The 13,226-nt window shown below is 46.1% G+C and carries 12 protein-coding genes; 3 read left to right on the top strand and 9 right to left on the bottom strand.

What is annotated here, in order from left to right; genetic code table 11:
- Positions 1–5: 5 nt before the first annotated feature.
- Together C1T21_RS05990 and C1T21_RS05985 are read right to left on the bottom strand one after the other, a co-directional pair.
- Complete coding sequence (locus C1T21_RS05990; RefSeq protein WP_023987639.1) at positions 6–776, bottom strand: MBL fold metallo-hydrolase; 771 nt, start codon at positions 774–776, stop codon at positions 6–8.
- A 164-nt stretch (positions 777–940) separates the two neighbouring features.
- A complete protein-coding gene (locus C1T21_RS05985) occupies positions 941–2,002 on the bottom strand; it encodes a sulfate/molybdate ABC transporter ATP-binding protein (RefSeq protein WP_103047598.1) in 1,062 nt (353 codons plus the stop codon).
- A 219-nt stretch (positions 2,003–2,221) separates the two neighbouring features.
- On the opposite strand from C1T21_RS05985, the gene C1T21_RS05980 reads away from it, so the two are divergent.
- Positions 2,222–2,623: a secondary thiamine-phosphate synthase enzyme YjbQ gene (locus C1T21_RS05980; protein ID WP_103047597.1), complete on the top strand. Its 402-nt coding sequence runs from the start codon at positions 2,222–2,224 to the stop codon at positions 2,621–2,623.
- Positions 2,624–2,795: 172 nt separating this feature from the next.
- Here C1T21_RS05980 and C1T21_RS05975 read toward each other — a convergent pair whose 3' ends face one another.
- From C1T21_RS05975 to C1T21_RS05965, 3 genes are all read right to left on the bottom strand, one after another.
- Complete coding sequence (locus tag C1T21_RS05975) at positions 2,796–3,377, bottom strand: TetR/AcrR family transcriptional regulator (protein WP_029516378.1); 582 nt, start codon at positions 3,375–3,377, stop codon at positions 2,796–2,798.
- Between the two features lie 5 nt (positions 3,378–3,382).
- Positions 3,383–4,015: a YigZ family protein gene (locus C1T21_RS05970; protein WP_023987635.1), complete on the bottom strand. Its 633-nt coding sequence runs from the start codon at positions 4,013–4,015 to the stop codon at positions 3,383–3,385.
- A 148-nt stretch (positions 4,016–4,163) separates the two neighbouring features.
- Entirely contained in the window at positions 4,164–5,519 is a 1,356-nt protein-coding gene (locus C1T21_RS05965) for a glucose-6-phosphate isomerase (RefSeq protein ID WP_013369975.1), read from the bottom strand.
- Between the two features lie 250 nt (positions 5,520–5,769).
- On the opposite strand from C1T21_RS05965, the gene C1T21_RS05960 reads away from it, so the two are divergent.
- Entirely contained in the window at positions 5,770–6,669 is a 900-nt protein-coding gene (locus C1T21_RS05960; RefSeq protein WP_061829552.1) for an NAD(P)-dependent oxidoreductase, read from the top strand.
- Between the two features lie 108 nt (positions 6,670–6,777).
- Here C1T21_RS05960 and ppnP read toward each other — a convergent pair whose 3' ends face one another.
- The 4 genes from ppnP to C1T21_RS05935 all read right to left on the bottom strand — a co-directional run bounded on the left by ppnP (position 6,778) and on the right by C1T21_RS05935 (position 11,915).
- Entirely contained in the window at positions 6,778–7,092 is a 315-nt protein-coding gene (ppnP, locus tag C1T21_RS05955; RefSeq protein WP_013309288.1) for a pyrimidine/purine nucleoside phosphorylase, read from the bottom strand.
- 214 nt (positions 7,093–7,306) lie between these two features.
- A complete protein-coding gene (gene tkt / locus C1T21_RS05950) occupies positions 7,307–9,352 on the bottom strand; it encodes a transketolase (RefSeq protein ID WP_061829554.1) in 2,046 nt (681 codons plus the stop codon).
- Between the two features lie 513 nt (positions 9,353–9,865).
- Entirely contained in the window at positions 9,866–10,765 is a 900-nt protein-coding gene (gene purU / locus C1T21_RS05940) for a formyltetrahydrofolate deformylase (RefSeq protein WP_103047595.1), read from the bottom strand.
- Between the two features lie 22 nt (positions 10,766–10,787).
- Positions 10,788–11,915: a deoxyribonuclease IV gene (locus C1T21_RS05935; protein ID WP_103047594.1), complete on the bottom strand. Its 1,128-nt coding sequence runs from the start codon at positions 11,913–11,915 to the stop codon at positions 10,788–10,790.
- Between the two features lie 297 nt (positions 11,916–12,212).
- Between C1T21_RS05935 and C1T21_RS05930 the strand changes: the two genes are divergently transcribed.
- Positions 12,213–13,127, top strand: coding sequence for a TIGR01777 family oxidoreductase (locus tag C1T21_RS05930; RefSeq protein ID WP_103047593.1), 915 nt, complete (start codon positions 12,213–12,215; stop codon positions 13,125–13,127).
- Positions 13,128–13,226 lie beyond the last annotated feature (99 nt).

Below are 13,226 nucleotides of genomic sequence, written 5' to 3'. Positions count from 1 at the left end.
CACCTTTATTCTAACGGCAAACTCATGCCGGTGTGTGCCAAGCTAATCCCTTCCAGAAGCCCATAGTTGCGTGTGACATCTACATCATGGGACATATGTGTAAACACTGTGCTTTCGGGTTTAAGCCTTCCTATAAGCTCCTGAGCCTCCAGCATGTCATATACGGAACGGGTGGCATACTCGGCCTCCTCATGATAAAAACTCGTTCCCAGGACGAGCAAATTCAGATTGTGCAAGGGCAAAATTTCCGCCTCATTCAATCCAATCGAATCCGAACAGTAAGCCCACGAGAAACCGTCCTTTTCCAGACGATAAGCGTAGGCATATCCGTTCTTCCCGTGATTCACACGCCATCCCCGGATATTCCATCCGCCAAGTTGTGCTCCCTGGTCTACTGGAATAAGATCCAAGTTTCCAGAGAGCCAGGAAAATTGACGCAAGATCGTGTCGATCACTTCCTGTGGCGCGTACAAGCGACCTCTGTTCCCAGTCCAGCGACAGGCATCTGCCCATTCTGGTAATCCTCCAATATGGTCAAAATGTGCATGTGTCACAAGGATCGTAGGGATAAAACGCAGACCGCGCAATTCTAGCTGTCTGCGCCAGTCCGGGCCACAATCAATCATAAAATCCTCCGTCTCGCTTTCGATCAGCACAGACGATCTCAATCTTACATTCGCCCCTGTCGTGCGAGCTTCTGTGCATACGAGACAATCACAATATACACGCGGAACCCCCATTGCATCCCCCGTGCCAAGAAAAATAAGCCGATTCATGGTTTAACTCCTATCTATCTGGGTCTTTTTACTACTATTATAACGAACAGACCGATTCTACGTAAATCATCTGCGTAAATCCTTCCAGCGTCAACGCCAAAAGGAGCATGCCCAAAGCCGTGAAATCCGGCCAGACATCCCCTCATGCGTGATCGTATTTATTTTCAAATGATGATAGGCATTGGATCTTCCTTCAGGCGGTTTTCCACCATCCAGCTGGACTGGTCATTATAGAGATAGGCTCGATGCACCAACACTCGCACCTGCTGACCAGGTTCCAGCGTAGACTTCTCCAGCGAGCGGTATGTCATGAGACGATGATCCCCGACCTGTACTTCAACCATCCACTCACTTCCACGAAAATGCAAATGCTTCACTGTGCCTTCCTCGGTCGCCGACAGAAGCGTAAATTCCTCGCTTGGCCCGACATCAATATACTCTGGACGGATCAAGGCACGTGTTCCCAGTCCAGCAGCTTCTTCGAAGCCTCTGAGACTGCCTGCCTGTTCAATCACCGTAGATTCCCCAATAAAGGAAGCCACGAACGGAGTACCCGGTTTTTTATAAATATCCCAAGGTGTTCCCTTCTGCTCCAGTCGTCCCTGATTAATCACCATAATTTCATCCGCTACTTCAATCGCCTCATCCTGATCATGGGTGACAAAAATTGAAGTAATACCCACCCGCTCAATCAACTCTCGCAGCCAGGTGCGCAGCTCCTGACGAATCTTGGCATCAATAGCTGCAAAAGGCTCATCCAACAGCAGCAATTGAGGCTCTGGTGCCAAAGCACGCGCAAAGGCAACCCGCTGTCGCTGTCCACCTGACAACTGATGCGGATAACGATGCTCAAATCCTTTGAGCCCCGTTAGTTCGACCAACTCTGTGACCCGTTCCTTGATGCGGGTTTTGGAGCTTTTTTTCACTTTCAGGCCAAAGGCAATATTGTCGTAGACGCTCATGTGCTTGAACAAAGCATAGTTTTGAAATACAAATCCGATTCCACGTTCCTGCGGGGACAGCTCGTTTACCCTTTTTCCATGAAAATGAATTTCTCCCGCATCCGGTTGCTCCAGACCCGCCAAAATGCGAAGAATGGAGGTTTTCCCCCCACCACTTGGACCGAGTAAGCCAATAAGATGGCCCGCCTGAATATCAAAAGATACGTCCTTTACTGCATGAAAATTACCGAAATGCTTGTTTAATCCTCTTACTTCCACATGCATATCCGTACACTTCCTTTCCGCTTCTGGACCTGTTCAGGAACAGCAGCAGCCTTGCTTCCCGCAAAGCACGTACCTCATTTGAAATCATTTAATTATTCCAATGTATATACTATGTTTTTTCTTATGTGATACTTTATCAAAGGAAAGTAATTTTCGTCAACTATATATTATCTTAGGAATTAAAAGGGTAAAGTATTAAGAAGAAAGGAGATGGAGTTATTGTTGCATACTTTAGAATTATCCACTACACGGCGAGATGAAATGCGCGATATTACACGAGAGGTTGCTTCATTGATCGAAAAAAGCGGGGTACAACAAGGAACCGCACTTGTTTATTGTCCACACACGACAGCCGGCATCGCCATTAATGAAAATGCAGACCCAGATGTCAAACATGATGTGATATTCAGACTAGATGAAGTCTATCCGTGGGAACATCCCCAATATCGCCATATGGAGGGAAATACAGCTTCCCACCTAAAATCCATTACGACAGGCCCCTCACAAACGATCATCATCCATGATGGAAAGCTGTTGCTCGGACGATGGCAGGGACTTTATTTTTGTGAATTCGACGGACCACGTAGACGCCAATACCATGTAAAGATCATGAAGGGCTGACAGACCGGGTAAAAAAACAGACCATGATGTTTTCCTACTGGATGCATCATCGTCTGTTAAATCCTTAGTCGCTTTCGCAAAGTACCGTAATGATAAGTCACCGTCATGAAGTGCATACACCCAGAAAAGCACCCTACATGTTCATGGCTGAAGTGTGTGAATGCAGGTACGCTCATAGGTGTCTGCACAGCAGCTTTACATGTGCTAAGGCAGCGGGCCTAATTTCTTCAAATGTTAAACCGTCCTGAATATAAAATGATACAAAGCCATGCATGGATAAAAACAGGCTTTTCGGTACCCTTGAGCAATCTTCCTCCGAATGCCCCTGACCACTCAATTCTTGACGGATCATGGACGCAAATAGTTCCACACAACGGTTTTGCTCTGTGCGACAGTATGCAAATAGTTCTTCATCGTGCATCATGAACATAATTTCGTACTGATATGGATTTTCCAAACCAAAACGGATAAATTCCAGCATCAAGTACTCCAGCCTGCTCAAGCCATCATCAGGCGTACCTGTTGCTGCTTGCAGTAGAATCCCACGCAATGTATTAAAATCTTCAATTACAATGGCATAGAACAGTTCAGCCTTCTCTTTAAAATGATAATATAACGAACCATGACTGTAACCCAGATGCTGGCCAATGCTGCGCATTGAAATCGCACGGTAGCCCTTGGTAATAAACAAGTGCCTGGCCGCTTCCAGAATCCGCCCTCTTGACAACTCCTGTTCTACTGCTCTTCTAGCCATATTATTTATTCCCCTTCAATAAAGTAAAGCTGCTCTCCCTCCGACACAAGCGATTGCCCCTGCGTCAAGTCTGTTATCCAGTTGCTGAAGGATTCCGCATCACCAGCCAGCGGCAGACAGGTTAAGGTAACTTTATCCGTAAACATTGTTTCTCCAGTGCGGATGCTGCGATTGCGTAATTCATTTTCCACTTTGCCCAACCAGGTATAATCCAATTCTACAAAAACTTCACGATGCAGCACACGTGTAATTGCATCCCCTGCCTCGATTGCTGCAACAGCACCATCTGAATACGCGCGAATCAGACCGCCTGCTCCCAACAAAATCCCACCAAAGTAACGGGTAACAACAATAGCGACATTTTTCAGCTTCTGGTTGCGGATCACCTCCAAAATAGGCTTTCCAGCCGTACCACTCGGTTCTCCGTCATCCGATTGCTTTTGGATTTCGTCTCTTTCGCCAATCATGTAAGCAGAACAATTATGGGTAGCGTTCCAATGCTCTTTTTTGATGCGTTCTATGAAAGCAGTTGCTTCTTCCTCAGTTTGAACAGGCTGAATATGGCCGATAAAACGGGATTTTCGAATCACAATTTCCTTGTTGCCGGCACCGCGTACGGTTCGGTATTGTTCCAACATACACGTATAACCTTCCTTACTTCATTTTACAAGAAAGCAGTCCCCCGCTTCTGGCAGCTGGTGAACTGCTTTCCTGTACTTTAATTGATGCTATACACTATAACACTTCTGACCGAAATCCTGTTTCGCATCAGAGATTACAGCACTCTTATTCAGACAATCTCGCTTCAAGCTCAGCTTTTTCTTTTTCGAAGCCTGGTTTGCCGAGCAGCGCAAACATGTTCTTCTTGTAAGCTTCTACGCCCGGTTGATCGAACGGATTTACACCCAACAGGTAGCCGCTGATGCCGCAAGCTTTTTCGAAGAAATAAGCAAGATAGCCGAAAGAATAAGGGCTTAAGTCAGGAATATTTACAATCAAGTTCGGTACTTGTCCGTCTGTGTGAGCCAGCAATGTACCTTGGAATGCTTTTTTGTTTACAAAATCCACAGTTTTGCCTGCCAGGAAATTCAGTCCGTCCAGATCATCCTCATCTGCTTCGATGGTGATGTGACTAGGTACATTTTCTACTTGGATTACCGTTTCGAAAATGTTGCGGCTGCCTTCCTGAATGAATTGTCCCATGGAGTGCAGGTCTGTCGAGAAATCAACAGAAGCAGGATAAATGCCTTTGTAATCCTTGCCTTCGCTTTCTCCGTACAACTGTTTCCACCACTCGGATACAAAATGAAGAGACGGCTCATAGTTTACGAGAATTTCAATTGCTTTACCTTTGCGGTACAAAGCGTTACGAACGGCTGCATATTGATAAGCCTCGTTCTCAGCTACATTCGGGTTGCTGTACTCTTTGGAAGCGTCTGCCGCCCCCTGCATCATTTCCTCGATGTTAATGCCTGCAGTAGCAATCGGCAACAAGCCTACTGCTGTCAGCACGGAGTAACGACCACCCACATCATCAGGAATAATGAAGGATTCGTAGCCTTCCTCGTTAGCCAGTTTTTTCAAAGCGCCACGTTCTTTATCCGTCGTTGCATAAATACGCTTGCGTGCTTCTTCTTTACCGTATTTTTTCTCCAGAGCTGCACGGAATACGCGGAATGCGATCGCTGGCTCTGTTGTCGTACCTGATTTGGAAATGACGTTCACAGAGAAGTCTTTACCCTCAATCAGTTCCAACAGATGATTCACATATGTAGAGCTGATGTTGTTGCCTGCAAAATAAATAGCTGGACCCTTGCGTTGATCTTTAGGCAGCGCATTGTAGAAAGAATGCGACAGCATTTCGATCGCAGCACGTGCTCCAAGGTAAGAACCGCCGATACCGATTACGATCAGTACTTCGGAATCGCTTTGAATTTTAGCAGCAGCCTTTTGGATGCGCGCAAACTCTTCTTTATCATAATTAGTAGGCAGGTCAATCCAACCCAAGAAATCGGAACCTACACCGGTTTGGTTGTGCAGTTGCTCATGAGCCAACTTGATAGGCTCTGCAAAATAATCAATTTCGTGCTGACCTACAAAGGAGAGTGCTTTAGTGTAATCAAAAATAACTTTTTTAGACATGTTTGGAACCTCCTGTTTGGTATTACTAAGACCATGAATACGAACATAAGGACTTAGGAATAGGATACTTTAATTTGCTGGGCCTGACAAGCTTGCGTTACCTGTGTATCCTGTGCTTGACAGCCCCTCCTGTAGATAGGGTAGCATGCCCATGCTACAATTAACTGAGATCAACCTGTTTTATATTCATTTCAAGCCGAACTCGCAATCTGCATCGGACGGCAACTTCCAACAAGAAAGGTGATTAGCAATGAAAAACATCGGATTTATCGGACTGGGCACCATGGGCGCCCCGATGGCATCCAATCTGCTAAAGCAGGGATTCGGAGTCACAGTTTATAATCGTACCGCTTCGCGCTGCGAACCACTGGCAGAGCAAGGCGCACGTACAGCTTCAACTCCTCGTGAAGCAGCTGAAGGTCAGCACTTGGTCATTACCATGGTCAGCGATGATCACTCCATTCGTGACATCTATTACGGCGATGACGGCGTGTTTGCCGGGCTTACGGCTGGCATGACCGTGATGGACAACAGTACGATTTCACCTGAACTGGTCAAACAACTGGCCGCCGAAGCGGACAAGCTGGGCTGCTCCTTCATTGATGCACCCGTAACAGGCAGTAAGCCTGCTGCTGTAGACGGTACACTTGTGTTCATGGTTGGCGGTAATGCAGAAGCCATTGCGGCACAATCAGATGTTTTTGATACCCTGGGCAAAAAGGTACTTCATATGGGACCTAATGGCAGCGGGGCCGTAGCCAAGCTCGCTCATAATACGATGGTGGGTATTCATAACCTCGCTCTGGCTGAAGGCTTTGCTATCGCGGCTAAATCCGGCATCCCGGCAGACAGCTTCCTTGAATTGGTACAACTTGGATCGGCAGGCAGCAAGGCCGCTGACCTGAAAGGGCGTAAAATCATTGAACATGATTTTAGCAACCAGTTCTCACTTGCCTTGATGCTTAAGGACTTGAAGCTTGCTTCCTCACTAACAGACAGCCTGTCCATCCCTGCACCTATGTTATCCATTGCCAAAAGCCTGTTTCAAGCCGGGCAAACACAAGGCTACGGCGATGAAGACCTATCCGCTGTCGTGAAGACATACGAAGCATGGATTGGCCACACCATTGGTGGTCAACCTCTCGAATAAGCTGCACCTTTCTTTGTAACCATACTGTTGTGCCTGTGTACATATGGCAGAGCTTTAGGGTAAGCACACTTGGCTTGAAGGCTGAGTGTGCTTACCCGTTTTAGCTTATTATTCGGGATAAGAACAGCAATAATCAGTTACACTTCGTACTTCCAGCTTGAATGAAGACTTTGCAGGTACGTGAAAGGTTGCCGTCCCTTGTATTTCTAGCCATTCCTCAGTACCTGGAAGCAACACTCTCAAATCCCCTGCCAAAATCTCCATGATCTCACGGGAATCCGTGCCGAACTCATACGTTCCTGGCAGCATAATACCCAGTGTAACCTTACTGCCGTCACCTAGGATGACTGTACGGCTTGTAACCTGACCATCGTAATAAACGTTTGCTTTTTTAACTACGCTTACTCCATCGAACTGTGTCATTCGTTATCCCCTCATCTGCTCTCAATGGTTGAATGAATATTGGTGCATCATAACATAGATTTGATTCCAGCTTCAGTATGAAAATACACACTGTATCACCGCATCCTATAGATTGGAATTTAATAGTGATTTCATTGCAGAGCATCAACTGTATGAAACAAACAGCCGTAAGCCTTTCTCAGGTTACGACTGTCTGTTTTAGATGCTCAGTGTTTTATTTCAACAAAGCTTTCACACGGCTAACAACATTCTCTACTGTAAAGCCGTATTCCTTAATCACACGGTCGCCAGGTGCGGATGCGCCGAATGTGCTGATACCGAGAATGTCGCCTTGGTCGCCAACATATTTTTCCCAGCCCAGTGGATACGCCATTTCTACAGCCAAACGAGCTTTCACTTCTGGCAGCAGAACGGAATCTTTGTATGCTTTGTCTTGTTTTTCGAACAGATCCCAGCTTGGGAAGCTGATAACACGTACTTGAATACCTTGTTCTGCCAGTGCTTCCTGAGCTTTAACAGCCAATTGTACTTCGGAGCCTGTAGCCAGAATTTGAGCAACCGGTTTGCCGTCTGTTGCATCTGCAACCACATAAGCACCACGTTTGATACCTTCGCGTGCATGCTCAGCACTAGCAGCCAGGATTGGCAGGTTTTGACGAGTCAATACCAGAGCAACCGGGTTTTTCTTGTTTTCCAGCGTATAAGCCCAAGCAGCAGAAGTTTCATTACCGTCCGCTGGACGAATTACTGTCAAGTTCGGGATAATACGCAGGGAAGCCAATTGTTCGATCGGCTCATGAGTCGGACCATCTTCACCTACAGCAATACTGTCGTGAGTCAGAACGTAGGTTACAGGCAATCCCATCAGAGCTGCCAGACGAACGGCTGGACGCAGATAGTCTGTAAATACGAAGAATGTACCGCCGAATACTTTTACACCTTGGTGCAACGCCATACCGTTCATCGCAGCAGCCATACCAAATTCACGGATACCGAAATAGATGTTACGGCCGGCGTAGTCTTCTGGCGTAAAGTTCGTCAGGTTGTTCAAATGTGTCATCGTGGAGCTCTCCAGATCGGCAGATCCGCCTGTCAGGAAAGGTACGTTTGGAGCCAATCCGTTCAGAGCATTACCAGAAGCTACACGAGTCGAAACGGCTTTGTCTCCAGTCGTGTATTTCGGAAGATCACGATCCCATCCTTCTGGAAGATCACCGTTTACAGCTGTTTCGAACTGAGCTGCCAAATCAGGGTGAGCTGCTTTGTATTTCGCGAACTGTTCATCCCATGCTTTGTTCGCCGCGATACCGCGCTCTTTTACTTTAGCAAAATGCTCGCGAACCTCTTGTGGTACGTGGAAGTCCTCTTCGTATACCCATTTGTAGAATTCTTTAGTCAGCTTGGCTTCTTCTGATCCCAGCGGGGAACCATGAGTACCACCGTGTCCGCCTTTACCTTGTTTGTTCGGGCTTCCGTAGCCGATAACTGTCTTCACTTCAATCAGCGTAGGGCGTGTCGAGTCGCCTTGCGCTTCTTCAATGGCTTTTTGGATGGCTGGAAGATCGTTACCATCTTCTACACGCAGTACTTGCCAGTTGTAAGCTTCAAAACGTTTGGCAACACTCTCGGAAGAGGACAGATTAAGCTTGCCGTCCAGTGTAATATCATTGGAATCAAACAATACAATCAGCTTGCCCAGTTGTAAGCGACCAGCCAACGAAGCAGCCTCGTGGGAAATACCCTCCATCAGATCGCCATCGCCGCAGATTGCATACGTGAAGTGATCTACAACTTTAAATTCGTCTTTATTATATGTTGCACCCAGTTGAGCTTCAGCCATTGCCATACCTACGGACATTGCGAGACCTTGTCCCAGAGGTCCAGTTGTAGCATCTACACCAGCAGTGTGCCCAAACTCAGGGTGGCCCGGTGTAAGGCTGCCCCATTGACGGAATTGCTTCAGTTCTTCCATAGGAAGATCATAGCCGCTCAGGTGCAGAAGGCTGTATAGCAACATGGAACCGTGTCCTGCGGACAATACAAAACGGTCACGGTTAACCCACGTAGGTTGATCGGGATTATGATTCATCGTTTTAGCAAAAAGTTGGTATCCCATTGGCGCGGAGCCCATCGGCATACCAGGATGTCCCGAGTTTGCTTTCTCGATGGCGTCAATTGCCAACGTACGAATAGTTGTGATGGACAAATTGTCGATCGTGGAGTTTTCATCCTTTTGAATCGCTTGATTCTGGTCAGTCATGGTTTGCCTCCTCATATTGTATAAAGTATGTCAATTGCATTCGGTCATACTCTCCAACACCACCGTCCGATATAGAAACGATGTCTATTGAAGTGAGTGAATCTGCTTGAATGTTTCAATATGACTTATACATTCTTAAGTATTGTACCATTTGCCGTGAAAGTTTGCCAGATCGTTTATAAAGATGATTGTGGAAATGTTGTACCGAGTCCTCATATAAATATACCCGTAATGTATTAACCTCATTTAAAAAATTATAAAATCACAAAAAATATTATGTACTGACCGTTTATAAGGCAAATAGCTCACATGAGGATTTTTCAAAAATCCCATAAGCGACTTCCAATGAACAAGATATAGATCGAAATGGTTTAGTTCGTCTATATCTTGCACTTCGGAGCGACTGGAATCGAATTTTGCAAAATCCTTATATAAAAAAACAAAGCCCGTTTTGCGACGGGCTTTGTTCAACAAAAAATATATACTCACAAAATTTTTTCTAAAATTTTAGGATTAGTTAAAAACGACCGTTTTGTTCTCATGAACCAGAATACGATCCTCTGCATGCCACTTCACGGCTCTTGCCAAAACGACCCGCTCTATGGTGCGACCGATCCGTTTTAGCTCATTTACATCATCTCCGTGGCTTACCCGCTGCACGTCCTGCTCAATGATCGGGCCGCCGTCCAATTCTTCAGTTACATAATGCGCAGTAGCACCAATAATTTTCACACCGCGATTATAGGCTTGGGCATATGGCTTCCCACCCACGAATGCAGGCAGAAAGGAATGATGGATATTGATAATTCGGTTGCGATAATGCTCAATAAACTTGGGAGAAATAATCTGCATGTAACGGGCCAAAATGATAACGTCAATGTCTTCGCCAATGACCTCTAGTTGACGGCGCTCCGCCTCCGGTTTAGTATCGGCGGTTACCGGAATATGGTGATATGGGATGCCAAACGATTCCACATACTCCTTCATATCCGGATGATTACTAACCACCAATGAAATATCCGCGTCCAGATCTCCTGCCTGCCATTGCCACAGCAGTTCTACCAAACAGTGATCTTCTTTGGAAACGAAAATAGCCAGTTTTTTCTTGCGGCTAACCGCAGAAATCGTCCACTCCATACGGAATTGCTCAGCAACAGCGGCAAAATCCTGCTCCAACTGTGGTTGGGTTGCACTCAAATTCGGTAGATCAAATTCAATACGCATAAAAAACATACCGCCGGACGGGTCCATTGTATATTGATCAGATTGAACAATATTGGCCCCATGCTCGTACAAAAAACGGGACACGGCCGCTACAATACCTGGTCCGTCTGGACAAGATACAAGCATACGCGCGCGGTTTTCATGGGCTGATAGAGTGCTATTTTGCTGATGTTTTACGTGAATTTCCATGTGGCTATTAATCCCCCTTAGCTTATACCGTCACTGGCAAATGACTGCCGGCAAACCAGGCAATCAACCGTTGATTAATGTGTTCTTCGCTCAAATCTGGAAATAGTGCTGCTTCCGTTATCATGTCATACAGACGCTCCAACGGCTCACGTGGATCGGCTTTTCTTGCTTTGGCATCATTTTTCAGCAGAGCCCAGGTGTCCAGCACAAATTTACGGACGTCCACATCCTGTTTTTTGAAAAACGAATGCAGCTGCTCTACCTGACCCAAAAACTCATCCCCAAAGCGCTCCTTTACATTTCCGCGAAGCAGGGCAATTTCAACCTCATACATCGGACGCTGAGTTTTGGCTTCCTTACCAATCCATGGCGTCTCCAAAATAAACGGACGTCCTTGAAGTGCTTCATGATGCACCACATTATGAATAGTCTGATAGCCAATCCAGCCTGATCCGATCGGAGTATGTCGGTCTTTATGAGCGCCAACTGGATTTTTACTATCATTGATGTGAACAACTGCGATGCGATTCAAGCCGACAATACGGTCGAATTGCTCCAATACACCGTCCAAATCATTTACGATATCATAACCCGCATCGTGAATGTGACAGGTGTCCATACAAACCGTAAGACGCTCGTTATGCTCTACTTTATCAATAATGGAGGCAATCTCCTCAAAGCTACGACCCATTTCCGTTCCTTTGCCTGCCATCGTTTCAAGCGCAATGTTAACATCTGTCTCCTTCACGCCGTTTAGTACCTCGTTCAAACCATCAGCAATACGCCCAATTCCGTATTCTGCATCCTTATCGGTAAAAGCGCCTGGATGCAGCACGATATTTTTCACACCAATCGCGTGTGTGCGTCGAATTTCCTCCTGAAGAAAGCTGACCGCAAGCTCATAGGTATTTTCTTTGTAAGAGCCAAGGTTGATGATATACGGGGCATGCACCACGATATCTTCCATTCCCTTTTCAACCATTAACTGCTTGCCTTCCTCCAAATACATGGACTCCATCGGCTTACGGCGCGTGTTTTGCGGTGCCCCCGTGTATATCATAAAGGAGCTGGACCCGTAAGAAGACGCTTCTTTTGTAGCGCTGAGCAGACCCTTGTCCGAGAAGGACACATGAGAACCAATTTTCAGCATGATCCTGATTCATCCCCTTATCCTGTTATACTTGTCTTATTTTAATTTAATCATTTTAACGTGATTATTGAAATCAAACAACATAGCTTTTATGGCAGCTTTCTTAAATGACTCTATTAAGGGAACACGTAGATAAAGTACACATCAGAATATATGTTAGTCAAACGAGGGTAAATAAAATCATGGATTGACATCCTTAACCGTATAAAGGTACATTCATATGAAGTTTTTTTCTCGAAAAGGGTTATATTCTATAACAGATGTATTTTTTTGTGAATCGGAAGGAGAACTGGCTCCATGAACATCATCGTATGTGGAGGAACTGGATTGGTGGGGAGTGCACTGGTCAAAAGCTTGCTAGACGACGGATACACCGTGAAAGTCGTTACCCGCAAGCCACTGGTAGGACACGAAGCGAGCCCCCGTTTGCAATATATGAGTTGGAACGAATTAAAACAAAAGCCTGAAGTACTGGAAGGCACAGATGCGGTCGTTAATTTAGCAGGCGAAACGCTGAATCAGCGCTGGACAGATAAGTCCAAACAAAGAATTCTTCAATCACGACTGCTATCTGTTGCCCGTTTGGCTCAAGCATTGAATGCTCTACAAAAAAAACCGAAAGTTATCATTCAGGCTTCGGCTGTTGCCGCCTATGGTACTTCCCTGACCGAAACATTCGATGAAACGAGCCCTCGTCGTTCGGGAGATTTTCTGTCTCAGGTGGTTGAGCAATGGGAGGAAGCCGCCAATGCCTACCCTTCTGATGCCCGTTTAATTAAGTTACGCATTAGCCTTGTGCTGGACAGAAAAAAAGGGGCATTCCCCCTCATGAAAATGCCTTACAGCTTCGGATTCGGCGGCAAAATAGGCAGTGGTCATCAATGGATGAGCTGGATTCATATTGAAGATATCGTTCGTCTGATCACGTACTGCATCCATACGACGGAAATCGTCGGGGCAGTGAATGCTTCATCACCACATCCCTTGACGAACGACCAGTTTGGGAGGACAGTAGCTACGGTATATCACCGTCCGCACTGGTTTCCCGTCCCCAGCATTCTCGTTTCAAAGCTAGTTGGTGAGATGAGCACGCTTGTATTGGATGGTCAAAAGGTAATACCGCGCAAAGCGCTGGAGCACGGATTTAAGTTTAACTATCCTGCACTTAAGGACGCTCTTGAGGAACTCCATTCTTCCCAAAAACAGCATTGAAATTAAAAAGAGGAACTCCAGGCTGGTAGGTAGTGTCACTGCCAGCTTAGGGTTCTTTTTTTAGTCAGACACAATCTCTCAAGCAGACTGCAAGTTTTT

Origin of the sequence: Paenibacillus sp. F4 (assembly GCF_002894905.1) — a bacterium.
GTDB lineage: Bacteria > Bacillota > Bacilli > Paenibacillales > Paenibacillaceae > Paenibacillus > Paenibacillus polymyxa_B.
Note: the sequence above shows the minus strand (reverse complement) of the source record. Positions and strands in the feature narration are given on the sequence as shown.